At 58.2% G+C, this 16,869-nt stretch carries 16 protein-coding genes and 3 pseudogenes; 14 read left to right on the forward strand and 5 right to left on the reverse strand.

The features are described from left to right. The first annotated feature begins 70 nt into the window (after positions 1–70). Positions 71–1,388: pseudogene (locus tag M3I54_RS36405) on the forward strand (IS701 family transposase). 145 nt (positions 1,389–1,533) lie between these two features. On the opposite strand, the gene M3I54_RS36410 reads toward M3I54_RS36405, so the two are convergent. From M3I54_RS36410 to M3I54_RS36430, 5 genes are all read right to left on the reverse strand, one after another. Continuing rightward, a complete protein-coding gene (locus M3I54_RS36410; RefSeq protein ID WP_254344581.1) occupies positions 1,534–2,289 on the reverse strand; it encodes an ABC transporter ATP-binding protein in 756 nt (251 codons plus the stop codon). Positions 2,290–2,583: 294 nt separating this feature from the next. Beyond that, the gene (locus M3I54_RS36415) at positions 2,584–3,270 is read right to left on the reverse strand and encodes an ABC transporter permease (RefSeq protein WP_254344528.1); all 687 of its coding nucleotides are present in this window, start codon (positions 3,268–3,270) and stop codon (positions 2,584–2,586) included. After that, positions 3,267–3,944 (reverse strand): ABC transporter permease, encoded by a 678-nt coding sequence (locus M3I54_RS36420; RefSeq protein ID WP_302057131.1) that lies wholly within the window; start codon positions 3,942–3,944, stop codon positions 3,267–3,269. Before M3I54_RS36420 ends, M3I54_RS36415 begins: the two co-directional genes overlap by 4 nt. A gap of 5 nt (positions 3,945–3,949) precedes the next feature. Beyond that, on the reverse strand, positions 3,950–4,735 hold the full coding sequence (locus M3I54_RS36425; RefSeq protein WP_254344545.1) for a transporter substrate-binding domain-containing protein: 786 nt from the start codon (positions 4,733–4,735) through the stop codon (positions 3,950–3,952). A gap of 25 nt (positions 4,736–4,760) precedes the next feature. Beyond that, positions 4,761–5,756 (reverse strand): agmatinase family protein, encoded by a 996-nt coding sequence (locus M3I54_RS36430; protein WP_254344547.1) that lies wholly within the window; start codon positions 5,754–5,756, stop codon positions 4,761–4,763. A 243-nt stretch (positions 5,757–5,999) separates the two neighbouring features. Here M3I54_RS36430 and M3I54_RS36435 point away from each other — a divergent pair, with 243 nt between their 5' ends. The 13 genes and pseudogenes from M3I54_RS36435 to M3I54_RS36495 all read left to right on the forward strand — a co-directional run bounded on the left by M3I54_RS36435 (position 6,000) and on the right by M3I54_RS36495 (position 16,861). Continuing rightward, the gene (locus M3I54_RS36435) at positions 6,000–6,515 is read left to right on the forward strand and encodes a transposase (protein WP_254344549.1); all 516 of its coding nucleotides are present in this window, start codon (positions 6,000–6,002) and stop codon (positions 6,513–6,515) included. Continuing rightward, complete coding sequence (gene tnpB / locus M3I54_RS36440; RefSeq protein ID WP_254344550.1) at positions 6,491–6,625, forward strand: IS66 family insertion sequence element accessory protein TnpB; 135 nt, start codon at positions 6,491–6,493, stop codon at positions 6,623–6,625. Before M3I54_RS36435 ends, tnpB (M3I54_RS36440) begins: the two co-directional genes overlap by 25 nt. Before the next feature lie 70 nt (positions 6,626–6,695). Further along, entirely contained in the window at positions 6,696–7,085 is a 390-nt protein-coding gene (locus M3I54_RS36445; protein WP_254344551.1) for a transposase, read from the forward strand. Next, positions 7,082–7,417 (forward strand): IS66 family insertion sequence element accessory protein TnpB, encoded by a 336-nt coding sequence (tnpB, locus tag M3I54_RS36450; RefSeq protein ID WP_254344552.1) that lies wholly within the window; start codon positions 7,082–7,084, stop codon positions 7,415–7,417. Before M3I54_RS36445 ends, tnpB (M3I54_RS36450) begins: the two co-directional genes overlap by 4 nt. 58 nt (positions 7,418–7,475) lie before the next feature. Next, a pseudogene (locus tag M3I54_RS36455) lies at positions 7,476–7,709 on the forward strand (transposase); the annotation flags it as partial. A gap of 178 nt (positions 7,710–7,887) precedes the next feature. Beyond that, positions 7,888–8,520, forward strand: coding sequence for a hypothetical protein (locus M3I54_RS36460; RefSeq protein WP_254344553.1), 633 nt, complete (start codon positions 7,888–7,890; stop codon positions 8,518–8,520). Beyond that, positions 8,517–10,500: pseudogene (locus tag M3I54_RS36465) on the forward strand (integrase). The gene M3I54_RS36460 and the pseudogene M3I54_RS36465 overlap by 4 nt, the downstream one beginning before the upstream one ends. Before the next feature lie 25 nt (positions 10,501–10,525). Next, positions 10,526–11,386 carry an ATP-binding protein gene (locus tag M3I54_RS36470; RefSeq protein ID WP_254344554.1) on the forward strand — a complete coding sequence of 287 codons (861 nt, stop codon included), beginning with the start codon at positions 10,526–10,528 and terminating at the stop codon, positions 11,384–11,386. A 102-nt stretch (positions 11,387–11,488) separates the two neighbouring features. Beyond that, positions 11,489–11,797, forward strand: coding sequence for a hypothetical protein (locus M3I54_RS36475; protein WP_254344555.1), 309 nt, complete (start codon positions 11,489–11,491; stop codon positions 11,795–11,797). Beyond that, the gene (locus M3I54_RS36480) at positions 11,794–12,954 is read left to right on the forward strand and encodes a site-specific integrase (protein WP_254344556.1); all 1,161 of its coding nucleotides are present in this window, start codon (positions 11,794–11,796) and stop codon (positions 12,952–12,954) included. Before M3I54_RS36475 ends, M3I54_RS36480 begins: the two co-directional genes overlap by 4 nt. Beyond that, entirely contained in the window at positions 12,951–14,591 is a 1,641-nt protein-coding gene (locus tag M3I54_RS36485; protein ID WP_254344558.1) for a hypothetical protein, read from the forward strand. The genes M3I54_RS36480 and M3I54_RS36485 overlap by 4 nt, the downstream gene beginning before the upstream one ends. Further along, positions 14,584–16,428 (forward strand): site-specific integrase, encoded by a 1,845-nt coding sequence (locus tag M3I54_RS36490; RefSeq protein WP_254344561.1) that lies wholly within the window; start codon positions 14,584–14,586, stop codon positions 16,426–16,428. Before M3I54_RS36485 ends, M3I54_RS36490 begins: the two co-directional genes overlap by 8 nt. Further along, positions 16,406–16,861 (forward strand): TetR family transcriptional regulator, encoded by a 456-nt coding sequence (locus M3I54_RS36495; protein WP_254344563.1) that lies wholly within the window; start codon positions 16,406–16,408, stop codon positions 16,859–16,861. The genes M3I54_RS36490 and M3I54_RS36495 overlap by 23 nt, the downstream gene beginning before the upstream one ends. The last annotated feature ends 8 nt before the right edge of the window (positions 16,862–16,869 follow it).

Raw genomic sequence — 16,869 nt, forward strand, 5'->3', positions numbered from 1 at the left:
GTCATAAAAAAATGTTTGCATCAAAGCGATACCTGGTAGTATTGAATAATACAGACTTCGGGCGACCGTGATGAGAGAAGACGTCGACGAATTTGACGCGTATCTGAATCATCTGGCGCAGGCGTTGGGGCACGCCGATCGCCATGCCGGCCTCAAGGGCTACTGTTCGGGCTTGGTAATGCCGTTGTCACGCAAGAGCGTCGAGCCGATGGCTGCGCATATTGATCCCCTTCACGCGAGTGCGAAACACCAGTCACTCCACCATTTTGTGGCCAAGGCAGAATGGTCTGACCGGGCGGTTCTGCAGCGGGTACGCGAATGGGTGATGCCCGCGTTCTGCCTGCACGCTGCCGACGAGGCTGGCTATTACTGGATTATTGACGACACGGGCTTCCCGAAGAAAGGCAAGCATTCGGTCGGCGTAGCGCGGCAATACTGTGGGCAACTGGGCAAACAGGATAACTGCCAGATCGCCGTGAGCCTGTCGATCGCGACACAACGCGGCAGCTTGCCGATTGCCTGGCAGCTGTATGTCCCCAAGGAATGGATTGACGACCGGGAACGAGCGCGTCGCGCCGGCATTCCTGATGACCTCAACTTCGAGACCAAGCCACAGATTGCGCTGGGCCAACTTCGCGAGGCTATAGCATCCGGCATTGCACCGGGCATTGTGCTTGCCGATGCCGGGTACGGCGACGAAACCGCTTTCCGGGAAAGCATAACTGAACTGGGTTTGTTGTATGCGGTAGGGATCCGGCCGGGCACCTCTGTGTGGGCGCCCGGTACGGCGCCGCTGCCGCCCAAACCCTGGAGTGGGCGCGGTCAGCCACCGAAATTGTTGCGCCGTGCGCCTGGCCATAAACCGCTCGTGGTGAAGGAACTGGCCATGCAATTACCCATGAACGCCTGGCAAACCGTAACCTGGCGGGAAGGCAGCAACGCAGCCCTTTCCTCACGCTTTGCCGCCGTGCGGGTTCGTCCCGCACATCACGACTATTGGCGAAGTACCGTTCGCGACGAAGAATGGCTGCTTATTGAATGGCCTGATGGCGATACGGAGCCGCTCAAATATTTTCTCACTACCGCCCCCGAGGAGGCGACCCTCGAGCAGCTTGTGTTCGTGACCAAAATGCGCTGGCGCATCGAGCGCGACTATCAGGACCTGAAGGCAGGAGTTCGGGCTCGGTCATTATGAAGGGCGAGGCTGGCGTGGCTTTCACCATCACGCCACACTGAGTATCGCTGCGTACGGGTTTGTGATGGCTCAGCGACTCGGAATGCAATCAGATGGACGTGGTAAAAAAAACTTCCTTGAACGCGCGCTGCCTGCCCTTCCCCCGGATTACATCCCCCGGGGCAGTCCAGCGCGCTCAACGCCACATTCCTGATTCCATTACTACGTTGCGCATCCTGCTTGGACAAAGGCTCATGCAACGATGGCACTCTTCCTGTACAACAATAGAGCGCGCAACTGATTTTGTGACACAGTAGTACTAACGCTTGACGAATTACATAGGCCCCCCCCGTTACTGACTACTTGAGAGATCCAGAAAGGAACTGTTTGAGCCTATCGCTCTTTGGCGATGCAAACACTTCCTTCGGACAACCCTCTTCCTCGATCCTTCCTTTGTGGAAAAACACCACGCGATTCGCTACTTCTCGAGCGAATCCCATTTCGTGAGTCACCACGACCATCGTTCGCTTTTCATTCGCGAGTTCGCGCATCACGCGTAGTACCTCTCCGACCAGTTCCGGGTCCAATGCCGAGGTGGGTTCGTCAAACAAAAGGACTTCCGGCTCCATAGCAAGCGCCCTCGCGATCGCAACTCGTTGTTGCTGACCACCAGAGAGACGAGAAGGGTATGCATCGATCTTTTCTAGCATCCCTACCTTGCTCAGATAGTGGCGCGCTCTTGTTTCCGCTTGACTCCGTGGGACCTTCAACACGCGTCGCGGCCCCTCGACTACGTTCTGAAGCACGGTCATATGAGGCCAAAGATTAAACCCCTGAAACACCATACAAAGCTTCGCGCGCACGTGTTGCAGCTGCTTCCTGTCTCTTGCCTCCAGTTCCCCCTGCTTCCCAGCACGGAGACGTAGCTCCTCACCGCCGACAACGATGGTGCCCTGGTTCGGTCCCTCAAGAAGATTGATGCAGCGAAGAAACGTGCTCTTCCCGGATCCACTCGATCCAATCACGGCAATGACGTCCCCCTTTTCCGCGCGCAGGTCCACACCCTTCAGGACTTCGTTGGTACCGAAACGTTTGTGCAGATTCGTAACCTGCAATTGGGGGGCGACGTCATTGCCATTTACCCCAGTTCGATTGTCAAAGTGGGAGGTCGACCTTCCTTCCACTGCAAAACGTTCCTCTGCATTGGTACCTGACTCCGCGCGAAGGGACAACGACTCCGCAGGCTTAGAAGCTTGCTCGGGCCAGGCTTCCCTCGTCGATACATCGACCGCTAGACCGTCGGCGTTCACCGAGCGAACGTTGGTGCCATCTCTGATTTCGTTCTTTGCAAGGCCCGCATGAATATTGCTCAGCAGCGATTGATTCATGACTCTTCGTCTCCCTTGAGGTTATTTGATCAGATATGCGAGCCAGCGGCGTTCGGCGAACTTGAATCCTCTCATCAGGATCGCCGTCAGCACGAAGTAGATTGCAGCTGCGCAAAGATAAGGTTCAAGCATGATGTAGTGCTCCATGCTGATCCTCTGTGCGGCCCCAGTCAGATCTAGGAGAGTCACGGCGCTCGCAAGTGCAGTCGCATGAAGTAACAGCACAATTTCATTGTTGTACTGCGGTAGTGCTTTCCGGAGCATGAGCGGTATCTGGACGGACAGTGCGAGGCGCAAAGGTGACATGCCTATACTGACTCCGGCTTCGAGTTCCCCTCGTGGAATTTCGCGAAGTGCGCCTCCGAGAATCTCGCCTGTATAGGCTACTGTGTTGAGTGTGAAAACGAATAACGTGCAGAACAATGCGCTTGAGAAGAAGCGCCACATCCAGCTGTCCCTGATCATGTCAAACTGTGACAAGCCGTAATACACCATGAAAAGTTGTATAAGCGCAGGAAAACCACGGATCGTCATCGTGTAGGCTTTTGCGGGGATGCGAAAAACCGCGTGGTTGCTGTTCAAAGCGAATGCAAATGGAATCGATAAAAGAATGCTAAAAAACGCTGAACACGCCAATAGCAGTACCGTAGTGAAAAATCCCCGAACAAACAGATCACTATTCGCTATGATCACGTGCCAGCCGTTCATCGCATCCCCTTTGAGAGATGTTGGTGTAACAATCTCAGCGCGAACACTGACGTCCAAGTTCCTGCCAGATAGAGAATGCCGGCAGCTGCATAGAATGTGAAAGGAAGACTTGTAGATTCTGATGCGCCACGAGCGCTGAACATGAGGTCACGCAATCCAATGAGGGATGCCAACGCAGTTCCCTTGAGCAAGACCAGCCAGTTATTGGTAAGCCCCGGCAGTGCGATCCGGAACATCTGCGGAAGCAGAATTCGACGGGCAACGTTGAATCCATTCATGCCCATAGAAAGTCCAGATTCGTACTGACCCCTCGGAACACCCAAGTAGGCTGCGCGAAATGTCTGACTCATGTAGGCACCGGAGATCGCACCTAGTGTAACCACCGCAGACATGAACGGATCGAAGTCGAAACGTAGATCGACGTTTACCGTGGCGAGGAGTCGATTTAAAGCATCCGGAAGACTGTAGTACACGAGCAGGAGGAGAACAAGATCCGGTACGCCCCGATTGAGCAACGTGTACGCGTCCGCCAAACCCACAAGGAATCGCTTACCCGAAAGTCCACAAAAAGCCGCAGCCAGCCCCGCTGGAAGTCCGATTGTCAAAGCCAAAAAGGCAAGCGCTAGCGTCACGGAGGCGCCATGAACGAGAGAAGGGAAGTATGCGGCTAGCATATCGGTCACTTTTTGGGCAAGGCCGAGACGTCGTACGTGAAGTACTTGTCGTTAATTGCCTTGAATGATCCGTCCTGCTTCATTTTTGCCAGTGCGTCGTTAAGCTTCGCAAGCAACTCTGTATTCTGCTTCCCAACTGCGATTGCAACACCCTCACCCAATTCCGGCGCCTGACCACTTGCAAAGACCGGTCCGACGAATCCGTACCGTTGGGCATTTTCCGGTTTGTTTAGAAAGGTCTGCTGAATCTGAATCACGAGGTTGAAAACCAGATCAACCCGCCCGTTTGTGAGATCCAAAAATGGCGCGCTGCCGGAAGAGTACCGCTTGATCGTCGCTTCCTTTCCAAAATGCGCGGTAACGAACGCATCCTGAGGAGTGCCCAGCTGCACACCAATCACTTTGCCTTTCAGCCCGTCGGGAGTGATCTGAATGGTGTCGCCCTTTTTGCCTACGAATGCAAATCGCGGGTACATATACGGCGTCGTAAAACTGAATGCTTTCTTGCGCTCTTCCGTGATGTTGAGCGCTGAGATCAGAACGTCGTACTTCCCGCTAATTAACCCGGGAATCATCCCGTTCCACTCCGCGGCAATAAGGTTACAGGGCTCATCGATGCGCTTGCAGAGCGCATTCATAAGGTCAATATCAAATCCCTGTAATTTCCCGTCCGGAGCAATTGATTCAAACGGCGGCGAAGTGGCGTCGATGGCAACACGAATATCTTTACCGAACGCAGTCGAGCTGATCGCCACGAGCGTGGCGAATAGCGCGGCACAGAGCTTTTTCATGGTCGTCAACTTTTAGATTAGAAGGTCAAACGGTATGGCGTTCCGCAACGCCACGGAGGAAATGCAGAACCAGAATCGCCGCCGTGAGCGCTGTCGTGTTATTCAAGTCGAAAGGCGGAGAGATTTCGACGATATCGAACCCTGCCACCCTTGGACAACGCCCAAGGTCATACAATGCGATTGCGAGATCTCGTGCATCGAGCCCGTTGGGATTAGGAGAAGCAGTTCCTGGAGCCTGAGTCTGGTCGATCGCATCGATGTCTAGCGATACATAAACTGCATCCGTCTGATCGCATGCTCGATCCAGAGCTTCTTTCACATATCCGAGTAGTCCGTTGCGCCTCACCGCTGTGTTGGTGACGACCGTGACCCCTTCTTCGATTGCATAATCGTGATGTTCGGGGTTGTTGCAAAACTCGGCGATGCCGATCTGCGTCATATTCCAGCCCTTGATTGGCGAGCCTTCAAAGTTCAGCGCCTTACGGAACGGGACACCACTGGATTCGAAACCGAAGTGTGCTTCGCGAAGATCATGGTGTGCGTCAAAATGGACGATGCCGACCCGTTGACCACCTTTTGCAGTACATAATCCCTCTAAAATCGGCCAGCTAACCGAATGGTCGCCTCCAATGGTCACCGGAACGATGTTGCGCTCAAACAATGTCCGCATGACTGTGGTGACATTGCTGAAGCTTCCCTTCATGTCTGTCAAGACGGTCTTGATGTCGCCAATGTCGGCGGTTCGAAGGCGATCGCCGAAGCGCTTTCGGGATTCGCCCGAATACGTCGTAAAATAGCCAAGGGCCGCCCGAACCGCATCGGGCCCATGCCGCGAGCCGGTCCGCACAGAGGATGCCCCGTCGAAAGGCACCCCTACTAGACATGCATCGAGGTCAAGCGTTGCCCGGTATGCCAACGCTGCGTGCGCTCGCTGTTCTGCGGGATCGCCCTTAAGACGGTTCACGATGATTCCGGGAGGGTCCATTAGCTCGAAAAGGCCCCCAGCACCAGCTTTTTCCATTGTCTCGCTCGCTCCAGTGGGTCGAAGGCACGAAGCCTTCAGATCAGCGCTTCGCGGCGCACCGTGAAGCACAGTTTTCGCGCACAAAAAGCTATTGTCAAGTCACTTTCTTAACAAGATCGATGCTTTCCATGAGCGCTCACGCAAGCAATGTTGTATGTAAGCGATCCATTATCGACGTCTACCCAACAGTACTCTGAGCGGGGAGCATAGGTGTCCACCTACTATTGAAGGTGGACACCTATGGCCGACAAAGACTCGGAGTTAAAAGTAGTTCGCAAGAGTGCCGACGGTCGTCGGCGCTACAACGAGAAGAGCAAGCGGGTACTGATCGAGGCGGCGTTGCAGCCGGGCGTATCGGTGGCTCGGTTGGCGCAGGAGCACGGAGTCAATGCCAACCTGTTGCGCAAGTGGATCACGAAGTTCTTGATGGAGCGCGAGCAAGGCATCTTGCCAATACAGCACGCCAGTGATGACGCCGCCTCGCCGGATGAGGTTGATGGCGTGGCCATCGACCAGCCGGATTCGCGTGAGCTCGTCGCTACCACTGCTGCACTTCCCGCGTTCGTGCCGGTCGTTTCGATACCGACTGCGCCGGTGCCGACACCGCCGCATTCGTCCATGGCGCTCGCGCTGCATGTGCGACTGGCCAACGGTGTCGAGCTCGAGATGGGCAAAGCCATCGCGACCATCGACGAACTGACCTCGCTGGTCCAGATTCTGGGGAGGATGCCGTGTTCCGGTTCGACGAAAACCTGAAAGTGTACCTGCACCGCGATCCTGTCGATTTCCGCTACGGCATGAACAGCCTCTCGATTCTCGTCGAGCAGGCCATGCATCTGAACCCGATGGACGTAAGCACCCGGTGAAGTCATCTTGATTGCGTAAGGCTCGAAGGCGAGGATCGTGTCCATCTAAATTTTTAATGGACAGATGTACATGATGGACGAGATCGAGGTGACGCAGGAGGTCGTGCAACCGACACGACGTCGGCGGCATAGCAAGGAGTTCAAGGCGCAAGTCATCCGGGCGGCGATGCAGCCCAACGTATCGATCGCGGCGGTAGCACTGCACTATCGCTTGAATGCCAACATGCTCCGAAGCTGGGTGGCGGCGCAGGAGGAGCTGGATGCGGCCGAGCTCGCCCGCAAGTCAATGAGCGTGCCATCGGCAGAATTTGTGCCGTTGCAGCTGGAAGCGTCCGGAGCTGCATCTGGCGCGACAGAGATCATGATCGAGGTACGTCGGGGTGCGGCAACGGTGACTGTACGTTGGCCGTTATCCGCAGCCAGCGATTGTGCGGTGTGGTTGCAGGGGTGGCTGCGGTGATCCGCATCGACGCGATCTGGCTGGCGACCGAACCGCTGGATATGCGCGCCGGCACAGATACGATTCTGGCGCGCGTGGTGAAGGTGTTCGGCGCAGCGCGGCCACATCACGCCTATCTGTTCGCCAACAGGCATTCGACGCGCATGAAGGTGCTCGTCTATGACGGGTTCGGAATCTGGCTGGCCGCGCGTCGCCTGAACAAGGGCCGGTTCGTCTGGACGAACGGTGAGCAGACGATCGCGACCGCGCTCAATCCCGAGCAGTTGCGTGCGTTGGTGACCGGACTGCCCTGGCAGACGTTGGTTCACGATCACGCGATCACGGTCGTGTAATACCCCCAGAGCCGTAAGCTTGCTTCCGTCGCGGGTGAGGTTCTGGCAGACTGCCTGCATGGACCTGCCCGCCGACCTCGACACCCTGAGCCACGACGAACTGCGCACGCTGGCCGCGCGGTTAATGTCGCAGGTTGGTGAGAACGAACGGGAGCTGCATTACCGGCAGACACGTATCGAGCAGCTCGCGCATGAGATTGCTGTACTGAAGCGCATGCAGTTCGGCCGGCGTAGCGAACAGACCAACAGCGAGCAGATGAGCCTGCTCAATGAGGCGATTGACGCCGATCTGGCGTAGAACAAAACAAAGATGTCAATTCGAAATCCCGGAAGCGTGGGGATTCCGCACGCCGAATTGACGACTTTATTTGCAGTCTCAACGAAATAAAGTCGTCAATTCGCATAAGTCCGCATTAAATTCGTCAATTCGCGTTCTAGACTTCGAATCCCGCTCCTAAGGTCTTGATCCTATGGACGTTCCTGCACACCTGACGCAGCCGGTCGCGTTCGCGCGAGCGCGCGGCGCACACCGCTTCGAAGTCTTCAGCCCGAAACTCAAACGCCGGCTGACGCTCGACCGACGCTGCGCGGTCGATCAATGGTTCGTGCTCGAATCCGATCCGACCGTGCGCGTCTTTTGCGAGCGTCCAGGCTTTGCCCAGTTCGATGGCCGGCGATATCTCATCGATTTCCACGTCCGCTACGCTGACCGTCAAGAACTGCTGCTCCTACCCGATCCGGTCATCGTGGAAGACGGCAATCCTCGTTCGGTCGTTGATGCCACCGCGATGACTGTGCGCCACGTCGAGCACGCAGAGCTGGGGGCCTCGCGTATCTGGATCGACAACTGGCAGCGCATGCTGCCGTGTCTGATCGCCACACGCGGTCTCGTGCCGGCTTCGCTATTCAACTCGATCGAGCGCTTCGTCGCAACGTCTCAGTCATTGCTCGACATCGAGCGAGAATTCTCAACGGGTGACCCCATCGTCGTGCGCGCGGCCTTGTTCGGCCTGTTGCATACAGGCCGCGTGACAGCACCCGAGTTGCGCACCGAGCCACTTTCGTGGTCCACGCGCTTTGCTGCTGCCGAGGTCCGCTCATGAGTCGCCGCAAACCCGAATTGCAGGCACTTGACCTGACGACCTGGCCGACCGTGGCGTGGACCGAGTTCGATGCGCCTACGCGCAAGCGCATCCGGCTTCGGATGCAGGCAATCGAGCGTTACGCGCGCGGCGAGCCTGTCAAGGACATCGAACATGCGACCGGTGTGAATCGCCGGCAGCTCTATCGCTTGCTCGAGCGGGCGCTCGAACTGCATCACGACGGGCGCATCTATGGGTTTCGCGCGCTGATTGCGCATGTCCGCGTAGCGGAGTACGTCCGTGTGCGCCCCGTCACCGTACAAGGCGAGCGGGGCAGCCGTGGCGCCGTAGGCGCCCTCTCACAACTGTTTGAGCGTTACCCTGCCCTCACCGGCTGGCTCCGGCTGCAGCTCAAGCAGCGCCGCGTCAAGCTCGATCAGCGCCATACAGACGGCGCTCTGCATACGCGCCTGCGCGGCCTGCAAGCATTGCACACTGAATTCCTGCAGCAATGCCGTCAAGTGGGCGCAACTGCCGCGGACTATCCGTTCAATACGGCAGGCCAGACGATTCGCTCCCTCTCGGCGTGCGTAAAGGCGGAGCTGCTACGCAGCTTCGGTACTGCTGCGCGCGCGGCCGGTGCCTCGCACCTCAAAGGCCTGCATCGCCCTGATGATGAGGCAGGCGCGCCAGCGGCAAGCCGCCCCTATCAGGTTGTCGAATTCGATGGTCACAAGCTCGACATCCGGCTCAAGGTAGTCGTGTCCGATCCGCTGGGCTTGAAGCACGAGTTCGAAATCGAGCGGGTTTGGCTGCTTGTCATCATCGACGTCTGCACGCGCGCGGTGCTCGGCTACCACCTTGTGCTCGCTCGCGAGTACAGCCGCTACGACGTCATCAAGACCATCGAGAAAGCGCTTGAACCCCACCCCGCGCGCATCTTCAGCATTCCCGGTCTCGCATACGGAACACATGACGGGTATCCCTCCCAGCGTCTGCCCGAGCTGGCCTACGTGGCGTGGGAGTGGATGAAGCTCGATAACGCGAAGGCGAATCTCGCGAGCGACACGCTGGCCGCGCTGTGCGAATTCGTCGGCTGCAGCGTTGACGCCGGTCCCCACTATAGCCCGGACGAGCGACCTTATATCGAGCGCTTCTTTGGCACGGTCGCGTCCCGCCTGTCTTCGCGATTGCCCGGCTACACCGGTTCGCATCCGCGCGATCTGCGCCGGGCGCTGGCCGATCCCAAGGGCAATCTGCGACTCTACGTGTCGCTCGACGAGCTGGAGGAACTGATCGAATATGCGATCGCCAGCTATCACGGCACTCCGCATGCAGGCCTGAATAGCGTCACGCCGCTCGAAGCGATGACGTATTTCGTGCGCGGCAAACAGCAGCTGCTCACCTGGCTTCCTGAGCGGCACCGCCGAACGCTGTGCCTGATGCAAACGGCCAGGCGCTGCCGCGTGCGGGCTTATCTCGAGCAGGGGGGTGCGCCCGCACATCAACCTGTATCGGGTTCGCTACACCAACCCCGTGCTCGCCTGCAGCACGCATCTGATCGGGCAGCAGCTGCTTGTCTACATGAATGCGGACGATCTGCGCTGTGTGCGCGCCTTTCTCGCCGACGGCACGGAGCTCGGCGTACTCGAGGCGCAAGGGGCGTGGCGCGTCGTGCCGCATAATCTCAAGCTGCGTCAGGAAATTCTGAAGCTACATGGCGACAAGCGCGCCCGTCCGCTCGACTCCAATCCCATCGAAGCATACATACAAGCCAAGCTTGCCGAGGCCAGAAAGACGCGCAAGGCCGCCTCCGACCTCGCTCAGGCGATGCGCATGCTCACTGCGGCACCCATGGTACGCGTGCCGCCAGGTCCCGTCACATCGACCGGGATCGCCGCGCCGGTGGCGTCGCTGGCCGCCGCGCCGAACGCCGAAGCGACTCCGCCAGCGAGCGTGCGCCCGCGCAAGCTCACCATCGGCACCGGACAGGTTTTCTAACGCTGTCGTTTGCAACGGAGGCCCCATGTCACTGCAAATCCCACGTCCGATCGACCCGTCGCTGCACCCGCTCGTCACCGGCAATTACCGCATCGCCACACCCGCGATCGAGGCGTTCCACGAGCTCGTCACGCGCTGCCTGCGCTACCGGATCATGGGTGCGCTCATTTACGGCCCCTCGCGCATTGGTAAAACCCGCGCAATCGAGTACATCCGGCTCCTGCTCGCGCGTCATCACCCGAAGATGACGACCTTCCACGCGCAGTGCGAGCACAAGCCGCGGCACGCCGAAGGTCCATTCTTCGTGAACTTGCTGGAGGCCGTTGGCGATCACACGCCGAACGCCGGCACCAATCCGGCCAAACGCATGCGCCTGACGCTGCGCATTCGCGAGGCGGCCGCCCGCGCCGGCAGCAGCACGGTGCTGCTCTTTTGTGACGAGGCGCAACGCTACAACGAGAACGAATACGAATGGCTGCGTGATGTGCACGACGCCCTTGATCGTCAGCATATCAAACTATTTACCTTTCTCGTCGGCCAGGAGGATCTGCTTGCTCAGAAGACGGCGCTGCAGGTCGCCGGCAAGACACAGATTGTCGCGCGTCTCATGGTCGAGGAATTCGCCTTCTGCGGCATACGCAACGCCGAAGATATCGCCACGTGCCTGGACGGCTACGATCAAACAGCCTACCCAGAGGGCAGCCAGTGGAGCTTTACCCGCTTTTACGTGCCGCAGGCGTTTGACGCCGGCTACCGCCTGATCGACGACGCCGGTGTGCTGTGGCAGGCGTTCGAGGCAGCACACCACAAGGCGAGCTTGCCGGGACGGCTCGAAATCCCGATGATCAGGATAGTTAAAGATGTTAATGACAAAAGTCTTGTTTGATATATGCTGATTTCCAGAGGTACGTGCTCTTGACGTTGAGTAGCAAAGTCTGTTTTACAGACGAGTAGCGGGGTTGGGTTTTCAGCGAGATGGAGGCGAAAAATGGGAGTGGCGCGAGGGCGAGTCGACGCTGTTGAGCTGGAAAAATATCGGTCGGTGGACTGCGAGGCGTTGCTTCCGCTCCTGGCCGATCACGTCAAAGCGGACGCGAGCTTCATTCCGATACGTGATGGTCACACGCACCGCTGGCACCTACGCGTTGGGAACCGAGAATTTGAACTCCTCACCACTGGCCCAAAATGGTTCGACACACGGCTCCAGCGTGGTGGCGGCGGCGGTATTGATCTTGCAATGTACTTACTGGCATTAGACTTCAGGCAGGCCATCACAAAGCTTAGGCAAGTGCTGTGAGATACGTCCTGGCAAACGAGAAATTAGACGTCGCAGGACGAATCTGGAAGGGCTTTCCGCTGCTGCTCAACACGGGCGGCCACCCGATGGAACCCGCGCAGTCATTTCTCTGGGACTTGATCGCATCGAATGGCCGAGTGAGCAGTCCAAAGTCGTGGGATTCATATGGCCGGGCGCTGTACGACTTCTTTGCCTTTGTTTTTGCCAACGGTCTGGACTGGCAGCAACCAGGCTCGGCCGGCATGCCGAGTGCACTTGAAGCATATCGGGACTGGTCGAAGGGCACGGTCGGGCTGGCGAATACGACCATCAACAATCGGCTGCGTGTCATTGTCCGCTTTTATCAATGGGCGGAGAAGAAGGCCCACATTGATCGCTTGCCCTTTGAGTTAGTCTCGATCCAGACCAGTCGGCAGCCGGGTTTCCTGGCGCACGTCGATGCCACAAGAGGCAAGGTAAAGTCGCCAAGCATCCTGCTGAAACAGCAAGCGCAGTCCATCAAAATCCTGACCAAGGAGCAAGTCAAAGTTTGCTATGACGCCCTTCCGAACCTTACCCATCGGCTCATGTTCTCGCTGATGCTTCGTACGGGCTTGCGCCAGATTGAATGTCGGACTTGGCCGGAGAAGCCTGGGTATGTCTTCGACCCCAGCCGCCGGAGAGATCTCCGCTTAAACCAAAAAATTCGTTTGAGCCTTGACCCGCGCGACATGGAAATCAAGAACAACAAGCCTCGCAGCATCGATATGCCCTATGAACTGATGGAGGAATTGGACACGTACAGTGTTCGGCACCGCCAGATGCGCGAGAGGAATCATCGCAATGGAGGGAAATTTCCCGCCCTGTTTCTCACCGAGCACGGCGTGCCTTACACCAAAGCAGCCTTGACCGCCATCTTCGCAGCGCTTTCCAGGCGAGTGGGATTCCATGTAACTGCACACATGTTGCGCCACACCTATGCCACGTTTTTGCTTTGGAGCCTGCGCAAGAGCAGGACCTTCGAAGGCGAGCCGCTCTTGTACGTGCGCGACCGGATGGGTCATTCCGATGTCACTACCACGGCGATCTACCTTCATCTGATCAACTCGCTGGAAGGCCACCTTTTGCTCGCCCACGAGGATGAGATTGACCAACTGTTCGCGGGAGCGGGACCGTGAAAACAAGTCGCAAGAGCCACGTCGCGGCTCCGCTCCGAGTATCGATCACCCCCATTTGCGTGGAGAATGGCGGCGCCACCGTCATGCTGCCGGTCAGGGGCAATGCCACGTCACAACGCACACTCGACCTGTCCGCCTACCTTGGCCGCGGCATCGACGCTTGGGTATGGGCATGCACCACGCAGCTGCGGGCATTCCTCGCGGGCGGCGGCGCCACCCCGGCGACGGTGCGTGGCTACTGGGTCCATGGCTTGGTCCATTTCTTTAATTTCCTGATCACGGCCGGGGTGCCATGTCAGCCGGGGACGTTGGAACGAAAGCACATCGCTGCTTTCATCGCATGGCTCAGGGACCACACGGACTGGGCCTACACCTCGCAAAGGAGCTTTTATACCAGAACCAAAGCCGTGCTCATCGGTCTCCAGCATCGCGACGTGGTGCCAGGCTGCACGGAGCTGTTCCCCGCCAATCCATTCCCGCACAGCAATGCGCGACAAAAGGGAGTGACACCGCTCTCGACTAGTGAGCGCGCCCGGCTGGCCACGGCATTGCGCGACGACATCATCGCCATTCACAAGCAACAGTTCGACGGCTCCGCCTCGGCGGCGCTGGTTGTGTACCTGCTGGCATTAGCTGTGCGCACCGGCGCCAATACCACGCCGCTCCTGGAAATGAAGCGGAATTGCCTAAAGCCGCATCCGTTTATGCCTAACATGATGCTCCTGGAGACGTTCAAGCGGCGCGGGAATGCAACCCAGCTCAAGAGCCTGCGCTTCTCGAAAGAGGAAGACCGCCCGCTACCGGTCGCCATGGACGGCGTCGCACTCGTGCGGAAGGTATTGGCGATGACCCAGCCTCTCGCCGATTCTGCGCGCGACGACCTCAAACATTTCGTCTGGCTGTATATCAGAGCAGGAGTTGGCGACAAATCGCGCGAACTCACCAGGTTGAGCGGATGTGCGCTTTGTCTTGGCATCCAGGCCTTGATCAATCGACATCAACTCAAGGCGGACGACGGCGCGCCCCTGCAGATCAATGCATCGCGTCTACGCAAAACCATGGAAGACCGCCTCTGGCAACTCAGTGGCGGCGATCTCATCGTCACTGCTGCGCTGATGGGCCACACACCGCAGGTTGCGGACAATCATTATCTCGCCTGCACGCGCTCGATGCGCGAGGATGCAACCTTTGTCGGGGAGGCGCTGCCCGACATCTACCGCAACGGCGAGCACGGCGATGATAACGGTAAGGTAATCCCCATTGCACCGATCACCACGACACGCGTGGGTCGGTGCAAAGATCCGTATTACGGCGACAAAGCCCCGCGCGACGGCACTCCCTGTGACGACTTTTTTGCCTGCTTCTCCTGTCGCAGCTATGCCATCGTCGGTGCGCCGGAAGACCTGCATCGGCTCTTCAGTTTCTACTGGTTTCTCGAACGGGAGAAAGATCACGCCCGCAGCAGTGACTGGTGCGCGCAATTTCATCACACGATGCGTCTGATCGACGCCTTCACAATGGACAATTTTGATTCGGCGTTGGTGCAAGCCGCTAAAGAGCGCGCCCGCGTCGATCCGCATATCTTCTGGAAATCGTATGTGATTGACCCGAATTTGACGGACCTCGAACATGGCTAAAGCCAGCCGGTTCACAGTCCTCAGACCGTATCTCCAGCGCGCAGCCGTGGGGGCGCTGACCAACGCCTACGGGCTGTTGATCGAGCAGCCCCTGAGTGTCGCCGGGCTCGATGAGACGACCCGCCGCAATGTCGTAATCTCGGCCGTCATCGATAGCGGACAAGAGCGTGTGCTTTCGCGCTATGGCGATTTGGTATGGGAAATGTGGCCATTCGTGAGTACACCGAATACTCCCGACAGCAACACGCGCCTGAACTGGTCACGCATCCCCGAACCGTTCCGCGAGGTGAGCAAGGCGACCGTGTTTCGATACTGGCGGGTGGGAACCGAGGGCAGCACTCCGCCCGGCGTGGCGCGACTGCAGCATTTCCTGGATCATCTCGCCATGTTCTTCCGATATTTGGAATCGACGGGCGTTGCCTCGTTCGCTGACGTCCATCCGATCCACATCACCAACTACGTTCAAGCCCAGAAGGATGGTGGTCATGTGACGGGTACGCTAGCGAGTAAATTCTGCGCCCTGGAAAGACTCTACGCGTTTCGCGACCAGCATCCCGATGGATTGCGTTTCCATCCATGGCCCAATTCGTCCGCTGGCGAGATGGCGGGACGCGTCGGGCAGGCAAGGAAGGACGGCGAAAAGGACAGCAAGACGGCCTTGATTCCCATAGCGGTGGCACAAGCCCTCTTCACTCATGCGGAGAAAATCCTCAAGAACGCCGACGACATTTTGGACGAGCGGGATGCGGGCAGACGCCCGGCATGGCGAGATGCGGAGGTCACCGCGATCCGCAATGCCTGCTTCTACCTTCTCGGTGTGCTGACCGGTATGCGAAGCTCCGAACTGTCTGGCATCGAAGTTGGTGCCGGGCGCACTGAGATCAGGAATGGCTATACCTTTCACTGGATCAAGTCGGTCGAACACAAGACCAAGAAAGGTGTCGTCGAATTTCTGATGCCAAGCATGGGCCACGATATCCTGCGTGTGCTCGAACGCTGGTCCGAACCGCATCGAATGAAGCTGGCCGAACGGTTGCAGGAGTGGGAAGCGAATCAAGGGATAAGGACACACCTGCGCCTGCACCAGATCGCCGTCGCCCGCGCCAATCTCAGCAAGCTGTTTCTTGGATACAGCCTTCGGGGCATCGTGCCGGTGTCCAGCACCGGGTGGGGCGACGCGCTTCGAAAGTTTGCTGAGGACGCCGGAGTGGACTGGGCTCTGGCGCCGCACCAGATGCGGCGGCTATATGCCTATTCCTTCGCGCGGCATCGGCTGGGTGGCCTGTTGTTCCTCAAGGAGCAGTTCAAGCACTCATCGATCAACATGACCCAGCTTTACGCTGCCAACCCGCGCCAGGACGCCGCCCTCTACGACGAAATTCTGGAGGAAACGCGGCAGCACAAAATCCAGACTATCACCGGATGGTTGGAAGGTGAGGAGTTGTTGGCCGGGGGCGCTGGCAAGAAAATCATGGCGCTGCGCGCGCAAGACTTTCCGGACCGGAAGGCGATAATCGAGGAAACATCCGAGCGCATCACCATTCGCAGCACGGGTCATGCGTGGTGCCTGGCCCAGGATGCGGGCTGCGGCGGCTCCGGCATCTACGAGAAGGGGCGCTGCGGAACCTGTCGCAACGGAATCATTGATGGCCATTTCAAGCCCTTCTGGCAGGAGACCTACCGGCACCAAAGGGAACTGCTCGAAGAGGCCAAGAAGTTCGGCCCTGGCGACGTTAAGCGGGTCCAGCGCGATCTTGAAGAAGCGGCCCGGGTGCTCAGCAATCTGGGCGTTGAACTACCCGCGGAGGAGCCAAATGGCAGCGAAGCGAACGGTTAGCGCCACCGGCGCGCTCGAAGCGGTCAAACCGCCTCGCCGGCGTGATCGGGAGCGAACGCTGACTGAGTTGCAACTGGCCTTGAGCCGTCTGCAGCGCGCCGGCACGAAAGTGTCGATTGCAGCGGTCGCCAGAGAGGTCAAAGTGACCCCAGCCCTGATCCATAACACCTACCCAGACTTCGCCGAACAGGTCCGCGCCCTGGTCCACAAATCGACACGGATACAGCGCGATCACAAGCACCAGGCATTGCAGGTACAACGGGCGACTACCACCCGGCTCTACAAGGTGATCGCCGATCAAAATAAGGAAATTGTTGACCTGGCATCGGTCAATGAAGCGCTGAGAGGGGAAATCCGGGTACTCAAAGGCATCGTCGAGGGCAAGGTGTTGACCGCTCCGTTTGGGCGGAAGACCGAGCAAAAGTCATCGTGAACGGGGGT

The organism is Paraburkholderia sp. CNPSo 3274 (assembly GCF_024206475.1).
Classification (GTDB): Bacteria; Pseudomonadota; Gammaproteobacteria; order Burkholderiales; family Burkholderiaceae; genus Paraburkholderia.

Bases quoted from the DNA above. Each gene is read 5' to 3' on its own strand.
- M3I54_RS36415 (WP_254344528.1), bottom strand. From the start codon at position 3,270: ATGAACGGCTGGCACGTGATCATAGCGAATAGTGATCTGTTTGTTCGG.
- M3I54_RS36420 (WP_302057131.1), bottom strand. From the start codon at position 3,944: ATGCTAGCCGCATACTTCCCTTCTCTCGTTCATGGCGCCTCCGTGACG.
- M3I54_RS36425 (WP_254344545.1), bottom strand. From the start codon at position 4,735: ATGAAAAAGCTCTGTGCCGCGCTATTCGCCACGCTCGTGGCGATCAGC.
- M3I54_RS36430 (WP_254344547.1), bottom strand. From the start codon at position 5,756: ATGGAAAAAGCTGGTGCTGGGGGCCTTTTCGAGCTAATGGACCCTCCC.
- M3I54_RS36435 (WP_254344549.1), top strand. From the start codon at position 6,000: ATGGCCGACAAAGACTCGGAGTTAAAAGTAGTTCGCAAGAGTGCCGAC.
- M3I54_RS36445 (WP_254344551.1), top strand. From the start codon at position 6,696: ATGATGGACGAGATCGAGGTGACGCAGGAGGTCGTGCAACCGACACGA.
- M3I54_RS36460 (WP_254344553.1), top strand. From the start codon at position 7,888: ATGGACGTTCCTGCACACCTGACGCAGCCGGTCGCGTTCGCGCGAGCG.
- M3I54_RS36470 (WP_254344554.1), top strand. From the start codon at position 10,526: ATGTCACTGCAAATCCCACGTCCGATCGACCCGTCGCTGCACCCGCTC.
- M3I54_RS36475 (WP_254344555.1), top strand. From the start codon at position 11,489: ATGGGAGTGGCGCGAGGGCGAGTCGACGCTGTTGAGCTGGAAAAATAT.
- M3I54_RS36490 (WP_254344561.1), top strand. From the start codon at position 14,584: ATGGCTAAAGCCAGCCGGTTCACAGTCCTCAGACCGTATCTCCAGCGC.
- M3I54_RS36495 (WP_254344563.1), top strand. From the start codon at position 16,406: ATGGCAGCGAAGCGAACGGTTAGCGCCACCGGCGCGCTCGAAGCGGTC.